11 protein-coding genes are annotated in these 15,588 nt (G+C 70.5%); 1 reads left to right on the top strand and 10 read right to left on the bottom strand.

Annotation, left to right across the window (positions count from 1 at the left end; translation table 11 throughout):
* The 8 genes from glgB to DIE03_RS17760 form a co-directional block, all read right to left on the bottom strand.
* Entirely contained in the window at positions 1 to 2,208 is a 2,208-nt protein-coding gene (glgB, locus tag DIE03_RS17725; protein ID WP_124452527.1) for a 1,4-alpha-glucan branching protein GlgB, read from the bottom strand.
* Entirely contained in the window at positions 2,205 to 5,615 is a 3,411-nt protein-coding gene (gene treS, locus DIE03_RS17730; protein WP_124452776.1) for a maltose alpha-D-glucosyltransferase, read from the bottom strand. Before treS ends, glgB begins: the two co-directional genes overlap by 4 nt.
* Positions 5,615 to 9,007, bottom strand: coding sequence for a maltotransferase domain-containing protein (locus DIE03_RS17735; protein ID WP_124452529.1), 3,393 nt, complete (start codon positions 9,005 to 9,007; stop codon positions 5,615 to 5,617). The genes treS and DIE03_RS17735 overlap by 1 nt, the downstream gene beginning before the upstream one ends.
* Positions 9,008 to 9,156: 149 nt before the next feature.
* Positions 9,157 to 9,645: a phage protein NinX family protein gene (locus DIE03_RS17740; RefSeq protein WP_124452531.1), complete on the bottom strand. Its 489-nt coding sequence runs from the start codon at positions 9,643 to 9,645 to the stop codon at positions 9,157 to 9,159.
* A gap of 27 nt (positions 9,646 to 9,672) precedes the next feature.
* On the bottom strand, positions 9,673 to 10,473 hold the full coding sequence (locus DIE03_RS17745; protein WP_124452533.1) for an endonuclease/exonuclease/phosphatase family protein: 801 nt from the start codon (positions 10,471 to 10,473) through the stop codon (positions 9,673 to 9,675).
* Complete coding sequence (locus DIE03_RS17750; protein ID WP_124452535.1) at positions 10,464 to 12,662, bottom strand: VTT domain-containing protein; 2,199 nt, start codon at positions 12,660 to 12,662, stop codon at positions 10,464 to 10,466. Before DIE03_RS17750 ends, DIE03_RS17745 begins: the two co-directional genes overlap by 10 nt.
* Positions 12,659 to 12,997, bottom strand: a complete 339-nt coding sequence (locus tag DIE03_RS17755; protein ID WP_124452537.1) for a hypothetical protein — start codon at positions 12,995 to 12,997, stop codon at positions 12,659 to 12,661. Before DIE03_RS17755 ends, DIE03_RS17750 begins: the two co-directional genes overlap by 4 nt.
* Positions 12,994 to 13,689 (bottom strand): MgtC/SapB family protein, encoded by a 696-nt coding sequence (locus DIE03_RS17760; RefSeq protein WP_124452539.1) that lies wholly within the window; start codon positions 13,687 to 13,689, stop codon positions 12,994 to 12,996. Before DIE03_RS17760 ends, DIE03_RS17755 begins: the two co-directional genes overlap by 4 nt.
* 176 nt (positions 13,690 to 13,865) lie before the next feature.
* Here DIE03_RS17760 and DIE03_RS17765 point away from each other — a divergent pair, with 176 nt between their 5' ends.
* Positions 13,866 to 14,108, top strand: coding sequence for a DUF6566 family protein (locus tag DIE03_RS17765; protein WP_124452541.1), 243 nt, complete (start codon positions 13,866 to 13,868; stop codon positions 14,106 to 14,108).
* A gap of 137 nt (positions 14,109 to 14,245) precedes the next feature.
* Here DIE03_RS17765 and DIE03_RS17770 read toward each other — a convergent pair whose 3' ends face one another.
* Both DIE03_RS17770 and DIE03_RS17775 read right to left on the bottom strand, forming a co-directional pair.
* Positions 14,246 to 14,818: a hypothetical protein gene (locus tag DIE03_RS17770; protein ID WP_124452543.1), complete on the bottom strand. Its 573-nt coding sequence runs from the start codon at positions 14,816 to 14,818 to the stop codon at positions 14,246 to 14,248.
* 76 nt (positions 14,819 to 14,894) lie between these two features.
* A complete protein-coding gene (locus DIE03_RS17775; RefSeq protein ID WP_124452545.1) occupies positions 14,895 to 15,569 on the bottom strand; it encodes an HAD family hydrolase in 675 nt (224 codons plus the stop codon).
* Positions 15,570 to 15,588 lie beyond the last annotated feature (19 nt).

Raw genomic sequence — 15,588 nt, forward strand, 5'->3', positions numbered from 1 at the left:
TCAAGCGGGCGTCAGCCATAGCGTCGCGAGCGGCGGCAGGCGCAGCAGCGCCGACCACGCCTCGCCGTGCGCGGGCACGGCCTCGGCCCACACGGCGCCGTCGTTGCCGGCGTTGGTGCCGCCGTACGGCGCGGCATCGGTGTTCATCAGTTCGCGCCAGTGGCCGGGCGCGGGCAGCCCGAGACGGTAGCCGGCGCGCGGCACCGGCGTGAAGTTGCAGACGGCCACGACCAGGTGCCCGGCATCGTCGCGGCGCGCGAACGCGAACACGCTGTTGTCGCGGTCGTCGCCGATCAGCCAGGAGAATCCGGCCGCGTGGCAGTCGAGCGCATGCAGTGCCGGTTCCGCCGCATACGTGCGGTTCAGGTCGCGCACGAGCCGCTGCACGCCGCGATGGGCCGGTGCGTCGAGCAGGTCCCAGTGCGGCGTCGCATCGTGCGCGAACTCGGCCCATTGCGCGAATTCGCTGCCCATGAACAGCAGCTTCTTGCCGGGGTGCGCCCACATGAAGCCGAAGTACGCGCGCAGCGTCGCGAGCCGCTGCCACGCGTCGCCCGGCATCTTCGCGACGAGCGAGCCCTTGCCGTGCACGACCTCGTCGTGCGACAGCGGCAGCACGAAGCGCTCCGAGAATGCGTAGACGAGCCCGAACGTCATCCGGTCGTGGTGATAGCGGCGGTGGATCGGATCCTCGTGCAGGTATGCGAGCGTGTCGTGCATCCACCCCATGTTCCACTTGAAGTCGAAGCCGAGGCCGCCGTCACCGGTCGGTGCGGTGACGCCAGGCCACGCGGTCGACTCCTCCGCGACGGTGACGACGCCGGCCGGCGCGGCCGCACCGTGCAGCGTGTCGTTCAGCAGGCGCAGGAACGCGACCGATTCGAGGTTTTCGCGGCCGCCGTGCACGTTCGGCACCCATTCGCCTTCCTTGCGCGAATAGTCGCGGTACAGCATCGACGCGACCGCGTCGACGCGGATGCCGTCGACGTGATAGCGGCGCGCCCACGCGAGCGCCGACGCGACGAGGAACGCACCGACCTCGGTGCGCCCGACGTTGAACACGCAGGTGTTCCAGTCGGGGTGCATCCCTTCGCGCGGATCGGCGTGCTCGTACAGCGCGCTGCCGTCGAATTGCGCGAGCCCGTGCGCATCGTTCGGGAAGTGCGCGGGCACCCAGTCGACGATCACGCCGATGCCGGCTGCATGCGCGCGATCGACGAACCGCGCGAAACCGTCGACCGGGCCGAAGCGCGCGGACGGCGCGAACTGCGCGAGCGGCTGGTAGCCCCACGAGCCGCCGAACGGGTATTCGGCGATCGGCATGAACTCGACGTGCGTGAAACCCATCCCCTTCACGTACGGAATCAGCCGCTCGGCCATCTCGTCCCACGTCGCGCTGCGGTTCATCTCCTCGGGCACGCGCTGCCACGACTCCGGATGCACTTCATAGATCGACCACGGCACGCGGTAGCGGTCGACGCGAGGCCGTGCGTGCATCCAGCCGTCGTCGTGCCACGCGAAGGCGTCGAGCGCCGCGACGTCGGCGACCACCGACGCCGTGCGCGGCGGCGCCTCGGTCGCGCGTGCGCACGGATCGGCCTTGTGCGGCAGCACGCGCCCGTCGGCCGCGCGCAGCTCGTACTTGTAGCACTCGCCCGCACCGATGCCCGGCACGAACAGCTCCCATACGCCCGATGGCCGCCGCAGCCGCATCGGATGGCGGCGACCGTCCCACGCGTTGAAGTCGCCGACCACCGACACGCGCTGCGCGGTCGGCGCCCAGATCGCGAAACGCACGCCGTCGGCGCCGTCGATGCGCATCGGCGTCGCGCCGAGGCAGTCGAGCACGGCGCTCGGGTCGCCGGCCGAGAAGCGCCCGAGCGCCGCTTCGTCGAGCAGCGTGCCGAACGCGTACGCGTCGTCGATCACCTGCCGCGCGTCCGGCCAGTCGACCGCGAGCAGGTAATGCGGCACGCCGCCGTCGTGCGCGATCGTCCCGGCGAAGCAGCCGGCGCGATCGACGCATGCGAGCGCGCCGAGTTCGTCGCCGTCGGGCGACAGCGCACGCACGCGTTCGGCGCCCGGCAGCAGCGCGCGCACGACGAGCCGGTCGTCCTGCCCGTGCGGGCCGAGGCAGGCGAACGGATCGGGATGGCGGCCGGCGAGCAGCGCGTCGATATCGGCGCGTTCGAACAGCGTGTCGGTCATGGGGTTCCTCCGTCTTCGGGCAGGCCGTTGTCGCCGAGCAGGCGCTCGACCAGCGCCGCGAGGCCGCCGACCGGCACGCTCAGCCAGTCGGGCCGGTTCGCCGCTTCGTAGCACAGCTCGTACGACGCCTTGTCGATCAGGAACAGCGCGAGCAGGCGATCGGCATAGCGCGGATCGACGAAGCGCGCGGGTGCGAGGTCGGCGGCCGCACGATAGCACTCGACGAAGCGGTCGGCGGCGGCCTGCCCGAAGCGGTCGAACAGCGCGCGCTTGCGGCCGGCCGCCTGCGGCGGCGCCTTCTCGATCGCGAACTGCGCGGTCGCGCTGACATACGACAGCGAGCGCAGCAGGCCGGCCACGTCGCGCAGCGGATGCGACTTCGCGCGGCGGTGCTCGAGCGGGCGCGCCGGTTCGCCCTCGAAGTCGATCAGCAGCGCGTCGCCCTGCACGTCGAGCACCTGGCCGAGATGGAAATCGCCGTGAATCCGCATGCATTGCGCGTCGAGCGTGCGCGGCACGAGTTCGCCGAGCGCCACTACGGCGGCGTCGCGCGACGCGAGCAGCGTGTCGGCCGCTGCGCGCATCGCGGGGTCGAGCGCATCGAGCCGCGTGTGCAGCACGTCGAGCGCGCGCTCGAACGACGCGATCGCGTCCGCGCACCAGCCGTCGACGTGGTCGGGCGTCGCCTGCTCCGGTGCGAACGCGGGATCGCCGGACGGCTGCGCGAGCGCGACGTGCAACTGGCCGAGCCGCGTGCCGACGATGCCCGCGAACGCTGCATAGCCGAGCAGCGCGTCGGGTTCGTCGGCCGCGTCGGCCGCTTCGTCGTCGTCCGCGGCCGGCAACGCGAGCTCGTCGACCGCCCGCCGCAGGAAGTCGAACGAGCGTGTCCACGCGTCGCCCTGGTTGTCGACGTAGCGCTGCAGGATCGCGACCGTGTGCGGCGTGCCGTCCGGATCGACGTGCACGACTTCGCCGGCCAGCGTCGCGGTGTTCGCATAGCCGATGCGCGTCAGGTGTCGGCTCATTTCCGCTTCCGGATGAATGCCGTGCGCGACCTTGCGCACCAGCTTCAGCACGATCGTGTCACCGATCACGAGCGAGCTGTTGCTCTGCTCGGCCGCGAGCCAGCGTACTTCCGCATCGTCGCCGGGATCGAGCGCGGCGAGCGCGTCTTCCGGCAGGAAGGTGAGCCGGCCGCCGTCGGCGGTCGGCACCGTCGCGCCGTCGCGCAGCTTGCGCAGCATCCCGCGCGCGAATGCCGGCAGCGCGAACGCGTCGGTCAGGTAGCCGACCGTGTGGCCGCGCCGCACGCGCGCGAGCGCGAGCTGCGCGAACAGCGGATGGGACGTCTCGCCGCCCCACGCGGCCGCGAGCGGCACGACATAGCGTTCGACGTCGCCGTCGCTTGCGGACACCCACGCTTCCGCGTACTGGAACGGCTCGTCCGGAATCGGCGTGACGACGTTCAGCCACGCGTCGCCGATCGCGCGATCCTTCGACGCGAACCAGCGCCGCCGTGCGAGCCACGACGCGAGCGCGTCGTGCGCGAGCGCATGCAGTTGCGACACGTCCGGCCGCGTATCGCCGCGCCGCATCACGAGCGTCACGTATTCGGGCAGCGGCTCCGCATGCGGCTGCCGCCAAGACGGTTCGCGGCCATGCTCGGCGAGCACGAACCACAGGAACCCGTATGGCGGGAAGGTGAGCAGATACGGGAGCTGGCCGATCGGCGGAAACGGCGAATCGGACGTCATCTCGATCGGCACGCGGCCCGCGAATTCGGACAGGTCGAGTTCGACCGCCTGCGACGCGCGCGACAGGTTCGCGACGCACAGCACCGGCTCGTGGCCGTCGAGCTCGCGCAGGTAGGCGAGCACCTTGCGGTTCTCCGGGCGCAGGAAGCGGATCGTGCCGCGCCCGAACGCCTGCGACGCGCGGCGCGTCGCGAGGATGCGCCGCGTCCAGTTCAGCAGCGAATGCGGGTCGCGCGTCTGCGCCTCGACGTTGATCGCGTCATAGCCGTACAGCGAGCCCATCACCGGCGGCAGCACCAGCAGTTCGGGGTCGGCGCGCGAGAAGCCGCCGTTACGGTCCGACGACCACTGCATCGGCGTGCGCACGCCGTCGCGATCGCCGAGGTGGATGTTGTCGCCCATCCCGAGCTCGTCGCCGTAGTAGATCACCGGCGTGCCGGGCATCGACAGCAGCAGCGAATTGATCAGCTCGATGCGGCGCCGGTCGCGCTCCATCAGCGGCGCGAGCCGGCGCCGGATGCCGAGGTTCAGCCGCGCGCGCCGGTCGCTCGCATAGGTCTGCCACAGCAGGTCGCGCTCCGAATCGGTGACCATCTCGAGCGTCAGCTCGTCGTGATTGCGCAGGAACACGGCCCACTGGTTGCTCGGCGCGAGCGCCGGCGTCTGCCGCATGATGTCGAGGATCGGGAAGCGGTCCTCGCTCGCGATCGACATGTAGATGCGCGGCATCAGCGGGAAGTGGAACGCCATGTGGCATTCGTCCTCGTTGCCGAAGTATTCCTGCACGTCTTCCGGCCACTGGTTCGCTTCCGCGAGCAGCATCCGGTTCGGGTACTCGGCGTCGATCGTCGCGCGGATCCGCTTCAGGATCGCATGCGTCTCGGGCAGGTTCTCGTTGTTCGTGCCTTCGCGCTCGACGAGATACGGCACCGCGTCGAGCCGCAGCCCGTCGATGCCGAGATCGAGCCAGAAGCGCATCACCTGGATCACTTCGCGCACCACGGCCGGATTGTCGAAGTTCAGGTCGGGCTGGTGCGAGTAGAAGCGGTGCCAGTAATACTGGCCGGCCACCGGATCGTGAGTCCAGTTGGACGTCTCCGTATCGAGGAAGATGATTCGCGTACCCGCGTATTTCGTGTCGGTATCGGACCACACGTAGTAGTCGCGATGCGTGGAGCCCGGCTTCGCACGGCGCGCGCGCTGGAACCATGGATGCTGGTCCGACGTGTGGTTGATCACCAGCTCGGCGATCACGCGGATGCCGCGCGCATGCGCTTCGCGGATGAAGCGCCGCACGTCGGCGAGCGTGCCGTAGTCGGGATGCACGTCGCGGTAGTCGGCGATGTCGTAGCCGTCGTCGCGGCGCGGCGACGGGTAGAACGGCAGCAGCCAGATCGTGTCGACGCCGAGTTCGGCGATGTAGTCGAGCTTCGCGATCAGGCCGGGGAAGTCGCCGATGCCGTCGTTGTTCGAGTCGTAGAACGACTTCACGTGCACCTGGTAGATGATCGCGTCCTTGTACCACAGCGGATCGTCCGCGCAGAGCGCAGGTTCGCGGCGGCGCGCGCGGCGCCGGCGCGGCGTGCCGGCCGGCGCGAGCGACGGAAACTGCGCGCGGCGCACGTCGTCGAGGGAATCTTCGCGTTTCATCATCCGTGGGCTCCCGAGGCATGTCGGGCGTCGTCCGGTGCGGGCGCCGCCGCCCGCGCGGCGTCCGGCGACGGCATGAGCCGCCAGATTGCGTAAGGCCGCACGTGCGGATCGAGCGACACGTACTGGCGATGGCCGCGCCAGGTCTGCGCATGCGCGGCGTCCTGTTCGAGTGCGTCGAGCGGTTCGCCGTCGACGAGCCCGAGGCCGCGCCACAGCGCCGCGTCGAGCGTGAAGTTCGCGGCCTGCGGATGCCACGGGTCGAGGCTGATCGCGACGAGGACCACGCTGTCGAACGCCGGCGTCGCCTTCATGAACACGAGCACCGAATCGTTGTCCGCGTCGACGAACGTGAGGCCGAGGTGCGTCTGCAGCGCCGCGTGATCGCGCCGCGCACGGTTCAGCCGCGCGACTTCGGCGCCGATATGCGCGGCCTTGCTCCAGTCGCGCGCGCGCAGCTCGTATTTCTCGGCGTTCGCATATTCCTCGCTGTCCGGCAGCGGCGCCGATTCGCCGAGTTCGAAACCCGAGTACAGGCCCCACGAGCCGGCCAGCGTCGCCGCGAGCGCCGCGCGGATCACGAACTGCGAGCGCGGCGCGTTCTGCAGGTGGCGCGGGTTGATGTCGGGCGTGTTGACGAAGAAGTTCGGCCGGAAGAACTCGCGCGCGGGGCCGGTCGTCAGCTCGGTCAGGTAGTCGATGAAGTCGCGCTTCGACTCGCGCCACGTGAAGTACGTGTACGACTGCGAGAAGCCGACCTTCGCGAGGCGATACATCATCCCCGGCCGCGTGAACGCCTCGGACAGGAACACGACGTCCGGATGCCGGCCGCGCACGTCGTCGATCATCCACGCCCAGAACGGCAGCGGCTTCGTGTGCGGGTTGTCGACGCGGAAGATCCGCACGCCCGCATCGACCCAGAACAGCACCGCGTCGCGCAGCGCGAGCCACAGGCCGGGCAGCGCGTCCGGCGCGTAGAAATCGGGGTTCACGATGTCCTGGTAGCGCTTCGGCGGATTCTCCGCGAAGCGCAGCGAGCCGTCGGGCCGCCACGCGAACCAGCCGGGATGCGCGGCGAGCCATGGATGGTCGGGCGAGCACTGGATCGCGAAATCGAGCGCGATCTCGAGCCCGTGGAGGCGTGCGGCAGCGACGAGCGCGCGAAACGAGTCGAGCGTGCCGAGCTGCGGATGCACGGCCGTGTGGCCGCCGTCGGGCGAACCGATCGCATACGGGCTGCCGACATCGTCGGGGCCGGCGTTCAGGCTGTTGTTGCGTCCCTTGCGCGCGGCCGTGCCGATCGGGTGGATCGGCGGGAAGTACAGCACGTCGAAACCCATGTCGCGGATGCGCGGCAAATGCGCGATCACGTCGTCGAACGTGCCGTGCCGGTGCGGATCGTCGCTGGCCGAGCGCGGAAACATCTCGTACCAGCTCGAGAAGCGCGCCGCGCGGCGCTCGACGTCGACCGGGTAGGCCGTGTCGTCATGCGTGACGAACGGGCGGTAGCGCAGCGCCGCGAACGCGTCGGCGAGCGGCGGGGCGCCGAGCAGCGCGAGTCGCGCATCGGCCGGCGCATCCGTGAATTCGGCGACGAGGCGCTCCATCCGCGGGACCGCGCGCGGGTCGGCCGGCTCGGCGCGCTTGAGCGCGGCCGCGAGCAGCAACTGCGCCTCGCGCAGTTCGAGCGTCACGTCCTGGCCGGCTGCGTGCTTCTTCGTGACGTCGTCGACGAGCGACGCCCAGTCGTCGCGCCATGCGATCACGCGGAATTCATGCCGGCCGAGCCGGTCGAGCGTGACGCGCGCGTGCCAGCGGTCGTTCGGCTCGGCTTCGAACGGCACTTCGCGCCAGGTGTCTTCATCTTCCGCGCGCCACTGGAGCGCGGCCGCGAGGTGCGCATGGCCGTCCGTGAAGATCGACGCCCGCACGACGAGCGGTTCGCCGATCACGCGCTTGACCGCGAAGCGGCCGCCGTCGACCGACGGCTCGACGCGCTCGATCGCGATCCGGTCGGCCGCGAGCGCGGCGGACAGCGCGCCGCGCTCGCGCGACGCGTCGGGACGGGTCGTGACAGCGGGCGCACGCCACGCGTGCAGCAGCGCGTAGGCGCCGGGTTCGAGCGTGAACGGTGCGAGCGCGGCCGGCGGATGCGTTTGCGCACCGTCTTGCGTGACGACACGCGTGAAGCCGCCGGGCACGCCCGGCAGGATCGTTGCGGGGTCGACCGGCGCCGGCGCGTCGAGCGCGGGATTCAGCGCGATCAGCAGCGCGGCTTCGTCGTGTTCGAGCGACGGGCCCGTGCCGCGCAGCAGCACGGTCGCGGCTGCGCCCGGCGCGCTCAGTTGCGCGATCTCGCCGCGCGCCGCGGCGACGGGCGTCGCACGGCGCCATGCGTTGGCATCGGCGAGCGCGCCCGACAGGTCGAAACGGCCGTGGTCGAACGCGGCGCGGTAGCGCCCGGCATCGGCGTCGCGCGCCATCAGCGGCACCGTGACGCCGCGCTCGAAGCCCATCGGTACGAGCCAGCCGGTGCCGACGGCCGCGGCCGTCCACAGCGCGCGGCGATACGCGCGGGCGACGGTGTCGTCCGATGCGTCGGACCAGTCGTCGGCGAGACGCGGGCCGTCCGGTGCATCGGGGAAGGCGATCGGCGAGCCGATGCGCCGCAGCAGCCGGTGTTCGTCCGCGAACCACGGCGCGTGCAGGTCCCACCAGCGCACCGACGAAAACACCGCGTCGAACCCGGCAGCCTCGAGCTGCGCGAGCGCGTCGCGCGCATGGCCGGGCACGCCCGCGAGCACCGCGACGTCGGGGCGCGCGCGGCGCAGCGCCGCCCGCCAGCCCGGCCACCAGCCGGCCGGCAGATGATGCGGCGCATCGATCAGGAAACCGGCCGCGCCCGCATCGGCGAACGTGGCGAGGTGCGCGCACCACCATGCCGACAGCGCGTCGCGCGCCGCTTCGTCGCCGACGTTCGCGTGCGCGAGATCCAGCGCGTGCGCGGTGCCGCGCGGGTCGATCAGCGCGTCGTCGTGCGTGCGCTCGACGTACCAGTCCGGATGCTCGGCGCGCAGCGGGTTGTCGCGTGCGATGCGGTCGGGCACGACTTCGAGCAGCAGGCGCAGCCCGTGGCCCTTCGCCAGTTGCGCGAGCCGCGAGAAGGTTTCGAGCGCGCTCGCGCGCGTCTCGTACGACTGCGCCGGCCGCCGGAAATCGGCCACGTGGCGCGGAAAGCCGGCGGCGCTCGCAGCCCAGAAGGCGCCGACGAGCACATGATCGAAGCCCATGCCCGCGATGTGCGCGAACGTCTGAGGCCACGCGTCGAGCGGCCCGACGAGGCGGGCGTCGCAGAAATAGAGGTGCGGAGCGAAGGTCGGCGTGGAGTCCATGGCGTGGCGCGGGCGGGTAGCGGCGATCGGTGATCCCGGTGCGCCGCAACGCGCGTGCCTGCCGCGTGGCGTTCCGTGCAGCAAGGGGCGGGCCGGATCCCGGTGAATGGGGACTGTCGTTTTTACATGCGCATGGCAGCCGCGCGTACTCACATCCGCGGTATCGAGCGGATATCCGTGCTGTCGCCTGCGGCGCGATCGTCGTCCGGCTCGGGCAGCGGTGCGCCGGGGTCGTAGCGCACCACGGCGCCGTGTTCGATCCGGTGCGAGAACGGCGGCGGCGCATCGACCGTGTCGCCGAAGCGCGCACGCACGAACGCGCGCAGCAGCGCCACGCGCGCATCGTGGCCGTGGGCACCGCACGTCGACGGCCCGTCGACGAAGGTCGCGTCGCACTCGACGTCGTTGCCGTGGCGGGTGATCCGCAGGTCGTCGACACGGTCGAGCACCGTGCACGCGTCGGCCCACGACGTCGACGGCGCGAATGGCGCATCGACGTGCCGGAACGCGTCGCAGGCGGCCGTCACGACGACGGTCGGCGCGACGGCCGTGAAGCGCAGCGTGTCTTCGTCATCCGCGCACAGCGCGCGGGCGCACCAGTAATCGAGATCCTTTCCGTCGAGGGCGTCGGTTTGCATGGTGACTCCGCCGAATCGTAAAAGGACTCACTGCGCAAGCAACGTACCCGCCGCGGGCGTCGAGGGCGGCGCGCGCATCCGCGCGACCAGCGGATAGTGGTCGGAAGCATGCCGTGCCCGCACGCTGCGGTGCACGACCACGTCGATCAGCCACTCGCCCGGGTGGATCCAGATCCGGTCCAGCGAGAACACCGGGCATACGGTCGGGAACGTGCGCGGCGCCGGTGCGCGCCGGAACCGCGTGACGAGCGCTTGCAGTGCACGGCCGCGCACGAACCACTCGTTGATGTCGCCCAGCAGGATCACCGGCATCGCGCCCGTGTCGAAGGCCGCGAGCAGCCGCTGCACCTGCGCGCTGCGTTCGCTTGCCGACAGCCCGAGATGGGTCGCGACCACGCGGATCGTGCCCGCGTCGCAATCGATGTCGGCGTCGAGCGCGCCGCGCGGCTCGCGCTGGTGGAACGACAGGTCGAGCGTGCGCGCCGCGCGGATCGGGCAGCGCGACAGCACCGCGTTGCCGTAGCGGCGCTCCGGCGTGTCGATCGTCGGGCCGGCGACCGCATGCATGCCGGTCGCGTCGCGCAGGTGGGCGAGCACGTCGGGTGCGCGCGTGCCGCCGAGCGGTACTTCCTGCAGGGCGATCACGTCCGCGTCGAGTTCATCGATCACCGCGGCGATCCGGTCGGCCGCGCGCGCCGGCCATGCGCCGTAGCCGCCACGAATGTTGTAGGTCGCGATCCGCAAGTCGCGCCCGCCCGGCGCGGCGGCGGGCGCGCCGTCGGCGACGGCGATTTCCGGCGGCGGCGCCGCGTGTGAGCTCAGCGCCATCGTCGCAGCACCCTGACGAGCAGGATCGACACGCCGACCAGCGCGAGGCCGATCGCGGCGAGCCACGCAAACGCCGCGGGCCGCGGATGACCGAGCGCGGCCGTCAACTGGTGCGCGAACGTGACGGTCAGCACAATGCCGGGCAGCATCCCGATCGCCGTGCCGACCAGGAAGTCGCGCAAGCCGATGTGCGACGCACCGGCGACGAGGTTCACGACCGCGAACGGCGCGATCGGCAGCAATCGCAGCACGGCCATCGCGAGCACGCCGCGCCGGCCGATGTGTTCGCTCAGCCGGTTCGCGCGCGCGCCGGCCAGCCGGCGCACCGCGTCGCGCCCGAGCCAGCGGCCGAGCCCGTAGGTCGCGGCGGCGGCCGCCATCGTGCCGATCGCCGCATAGGCGAAGCCCGGCCACGCGCCGAACACGAGCCCCGTCACCGCGATCAGCAGCGTGATCGGCACCGCGAAGGTCGCGGCGATCACGTAGCCGGCCAGCAGCAGCACCGGTGCGGCAGGCAGTTGCGCGACGCCGGCTGCCGCATGCGACAGCGACGCGACGTTGACGCGTTCGCCGAGCGGCGTGAAGCGCCACGCGAGCGCGAGTGCGGCGACGAGCAGCACGGCCGTGCCGAGCACGAAAAAGCGCGCGGTGAGCGGGCGATGGCGGTCGCGCGGCACGAATTCGCGGACGAAGCGGTCCGGTTCGATCGGCTGCTCCGGGTCGAGCCGCGCGCTGACCGGCACGAGCGCGTCGAGCTGCGGCGCGACGGCCGGATCGAGCGTGCGCAGCGTGCGGCCGGGCTTCGCGCGCAGCCGGTCGAGCACGGCATTCGGTCGTTCGGCGCCCGCCAGTGCATCGGCCACGACCGCGGGCGCCGTACCGAGATGCTCGGCCAGCAGCCGTGCACGCATGCCGGCGATCGACGCGCGAATGCGTGTATCGCCGGCCGCGACGAGCGCGATGCAGCATTCGGTGTCGAGCAGCATCGAACGGTTGTTCAGGTTCGCACTGCCGATCACGATGCATTCGTCGTCGACGATCGCGAGCTTGCTGTGCACGTTCACGCATGCGTCGCCGAGCCCGTCGACGTGCGGATACAGCAGCCGGTAGCGACCGAAGCGGTCGGCCGCTACAAGCGTCGCGTGCAGCCGCGCGCGCAGCACGCCCATCGTCGCTTCCTGCAGCCAGCCGCTCTGCACGCGCGGTGCGACAACCGTCACGTCCGGCCCGTGCGCGTCGGCGAGGCGCGCGGAGAGCGTCTCGCGCACCACTGCCGCGGTGAAGTACTGGTTCTCGACATACAGGTGCCGGCGTGCGGCGCGGATCGTGTCCTCGACGAGCGCGCGCACCTGCCGCACCGGCGCGCGGCCGCTGTGGCGCGGGGCCGTATAGGCGATGCCGAGCCGCACGTCGCGCACGTCGACGCGTGTCCCGGGCGGCCAGGGATCGTCGCCGTCCGGCCGGTCGAGATGGCGCTGCGCGCGGATCGCGATCCGGCGCCCGCATGCCTGCAGCCAGCGCGCGCGGGCCTGCTCGCCGATCGCGGCGGCCGCGTCGCCGTCGAACATCGCCTGCACGTCGTGGAACGGTGCGTACGGCATCCCGTCCTCGTCATGGCGGCGCGGGTCGCCGGCTGCGTGCGCGGGCGTGTCCCGGCGCGCACGCGTCAGGTCCAGGCCGCCGACGAACGCGAGCCGGTCGTCGATCACGACGAGCTTCTGGTGATGCGACGCGCCGCGCGGATGCGTGCCGTCGAGCCGGAACACGATCCCGCGATGCGCGTGCCAGCCGGCGCGGTACACGGGCGGCCAGTCGCGCTCCAGCGCGTAGATCATCGCGAAGTCCCACGCGAGCACGTAGATGCGCAGGTTGTGGCGTGCTTCGGCAAGCGCATGCAGGAATGCCGCGAGCGTGTCGGGCAGCGTGTCGTCGGGGCCGCCGCGCGCGAGTCGCATCCGGCTGTCGACGTCCCAGCCGACGATGAACACCGTATGGCGCGCGCGCAGCAGCGCGGCGCGCAGTGTCGAGAAGTATGCGTCGCCGTCGACGAGCATCGTGAAGCGGTCCGCGTGACGGATCGCGTCGCAGTTGCGACCGCGTTCGAGCAGGCCGTGCCGCGATGCGCCGCGGGGCTGGGCGCCGTCGATCGCCGGCTCGCCGGCGAGTGTCTTGCGATCCGTCTCGATCATCGCGCGTCGACGTCCCGGCCGCCGTCGATCCGCTGCAGCAGCGCGTCGCAACGCTCACGCAGCGCCTGCAGTTCCGGTGAATCGGCATCGAGCCGCACGCGCTTGCCGCTGTCGGGGGCGCCTGACGCGATCGCGATGTCGTAGATGCCTTGCGCGATCGTCGCCGACGCGTTCGCGATCCGGATCCGCTCGAGCCATCCGCATTCGGCGTGATGGCACGCGAGCCATGCGCGCTGCGCGTTCACGAGCTGGCGAGGGGTGAGCCATGCGCTCGACCGCATGCGCGTGGCCAGCTGGCTCGTCACGAGATAGGAGAGCAGGTCGGTGCGGGTCACGCGAGGCTCCTTGACGCGTTGTCGGGTTGGCAGGTTCGTACGCCGGCGATGTTCTGCAGCGTCTCGCAGATCGCGGCGAATTCCGGTCCGCTCGTGCGCGAGAAGGACACCGAAATGTCGTCGGTGTCGGGATCGTCGTCCGACTGCTGGACGATGAACCGTTTCACGCGCACGCGGCCGGGGCCGAGCGCTTCGTGCAGCGTGCCGAGCGTGAGGCCGCCGCGCTCGGCCACGAGCTGCAGCGTGCGCTGCTGGCGCTGGGCGATGAAGCGGCGTTCGAGCGGCTTCACGCCCGCGAGGATCGCGAGCACGATCGCCGTCGCGCCGATCGACGCCAGGTACATGCCGCCGCCCGTGGCAAGGCCGACGCCGGCCACCGCCCACAGGCTCGCAGCCGTCGTCAGTCCGCGCACGACTTCGCCGCGCAGCAGGATCGAGCCGGCGCCGAGAAAGCCGATGCCCGACACCACCTGCGCCGCGACCCGCGACGGATCGAGCACGACGCCGTTTTGCCCGCGCACGTCCTCGAAGCCGAATGTCGACACCAGCATCACGAGCGCGGAGCCCACGCACACGAGCATGTGCGTGCGCAGCCCGGCGGCCCAGTTCAGGCGCTCGCGTTCGAGCCCGATGACGCTGCCGAGCAGTGCGGCCAGCAGCAGGCGTCCAAGCAGTTCGAGATGGCCGATCATGATGTGCACTCCTTCCCGCACGCGCGTGGCGGCGCGGCGGCGATTCGATGCACCAAGGGGACGCAAGCCGCGTGCCGGCCGGGCACGGCGCGTGCGCACAAGGCCTACGGCGTGCGCGGCGACCATGCGGCGCGCATTTTTTGCATCGGAATCGCAGATAAGGACAGGAGGCCACCGTGCAACATCAACAGGATGCGCAGGTTCGGGACCCATATCGCGGTCACGAGATTCTCGTCTGGGCGCGGCGCGACGAAAGCGGCGCATGGCGCGACGAGGTGCAGGTGTATGTGGACGGCGCACGCATCGAGCTGTATGTTCCCGAGCCGGCCGGCCCCGAATGGCTGACCGAGGTGGAGGCGCTGCGCGCGGGTGTCGAGCGCGGCCGCTATCTGATCGACAAGCGCGTGGATGACGACTGACCGGCGTGGCGCTTGCGGCGACGGGCCTTCGTCTTTGCATGTCGGCCCGCGCTGGGAAGAATCGACGAGCGATCCGCGCACCCTTCATGTTTGGCGCTACGAGATCGACGTGAATCCTGACGATCGCATGCTGCTCGTCATGAAAATAACGCGATCAGTCGTTGCAGCAAAGGTACTCGCGCCGTCCACCCGTCCATCCTGGAAGGCGGCATGGCGATGAAGCGCAACCGAGACGACTTCGATTGGTCGTAGTAGAAAATATTGTCGTCGCCGTACTCTAGTTCCCGAGGGGCTGCATCGTTAATCGTGCGCACCGCGAAATACCGCTCCGCCAGCACATCTCCTGCCGGTCCTATCACCTGGATCCGAATTTCGTCGCCGTCGCCAAACGAGCGACGTGCCCCACACAGCCCGATTTTGTATTTCTCGCCACCGAACTCTTTCGTTCCTCCGTTAAGAGCCTGAGTAAAGCTTTCGCAGCCCTCGTATGATTTTCGCAACGTAAGAAACGGAATCGCCAGCGCCAAAACGAGCGCGATCACGATTGAATTTTTTCTGGTGACCTGCATATTTCGCCCAGGCTTAATTCGACAGCTGAACGGCGGCTGCGCTATCGGAGGGCGGTGCGCGTAGTGCCCGATGCCGCCGCGCAGAGCGCCACGATGTATTTCGCTTGGGCGCGCACCTTTCACGTCGAGCTTGTCGCCCACGCAAGCTGCCGGACAGTTGTGTGCTGCACGGCCCGTCGTGTAGACCCGTTGTCACCGTCGACAGGCCGGCCGGCACCTACGGCCGCGCCGCAATCTCGTCCAGATGCCACAGCAGATCGGCCGGATCGTCATACACGCGCAGCGCGCCCGCGCGTTCCAGTTCGTCGCTGCCATACCCGCCCGACAGCAGCCCGACGCCGAGTGCGCGGCAGCGGGCCGCGGCGAGCATGTCCCAGATGCTGTCGCCGACCACCACCGTGTGTTCGATCGGCACATTCAACTGAGCGGCCGCGGTCAGGAACAGGTCGGGGTCCGGCTTCGCATACTTCACCTGGTCGCGCGTGACGACCACGTTCTTCGCCGGATCGACGCCAAGCGCTTCCAGATTGATCGCCGCGGTTTCCATCCGCCCGCTGGTCGCGATGGCCCAGCGAATGCCGGCATTCGTCAGCGCGGCCAGCAACTCGCGTGCACCGGGCAGCGGCCGCACCTGCGCGCGCAGCCGCTGGTAGGCGGCCGCATGCAGCCGCGCGAGCCGCTCGACGCGCTCCGCGTCGATGTCGCCGGCCGTCTCGCGCAGCAGCTGATTCAGGAACAGGCCGCCGCTCATCCCGATCTTGCGGTGGATGCGCCACACCGACAGTTCGATGCCTTCCGCATCGAGCGCCTCCTTCCACGCGAGCACGTGCTGATAGACGCTGTCGACGAGCGTGCCGTCGAGATCGAACAGAAATGACGTTTCAATGCGCATGTGAATCTCCTGGTCCGGT

This window comes from Burkholderia sp. Bp8992, from assembly GCF_003853705.1.
Lineage (GTDB): Bacteria > Pseudomonadota > Gammaproteobacteria > Burkholderiales > Burkholderiaceae > Burkholderia.

Excerpts from the sequence above, each read along its gene's own strand:
- DIE03_RS17775 (WP_124452545.1), bottom strand. The coding sequence starts at position 15,569 with ATGCGCATTGAAACGTCATTTCTGTTCGATCTCGACGGCACGCTCGTC.
- DIE03_RS17750 (WP_124452535.1), bottom strand. The coding sequence starts at position 12,662 with ATGATCGAGACGGATCGCAAGACACTCGCCGGCGAGCCGGCGATCGAC.
- DIE03_RS17735 (WP_124452529.1), bottom strand. The coding sequence starts at position 9,007 with ATGGACTCCACGCCGACCTTCGCTCCGCACCTCTATTTCTGCGACGCC.
- DIE03_RS17745 (WP_124452533.1), bottom strand. The coding sequence starts at position 10,473 with ATGGCGCTGAGCTCACACGCGGCGCCGCCGCCGGAAATCGCCGTCGCC.
- DIE03_RS17740 (WP_124452531.1), bottom strand. The coding sequence starts at position 9,645 with ATGCAAACCGACGCCCTCGACGGAAAGGATCTCGATTACTGGTGCGCC.
- treS (WP_124452776.1), bottom strand. The coding sequence starts at position 5,615 with ATGAAACGCGAAGATTCCCTCGACGACGTGCGCCGCGCGCAGTTTCCG.
- glgB (WP_124452527.1), bottom strand. The coding sequence starts at position 2,208 with ATGACCGACACGCTGTTCGAACGCGCCGATATCGACGCGCTGCTCGCC.
- DIE03_RS17760 (WP_124452539.1), bottom strand. The coding sequence starts at position 13,689 with ATGATCGGCCATCTCGAACTGCTTGGACGCCTGCTGCTGGCCGCACTG.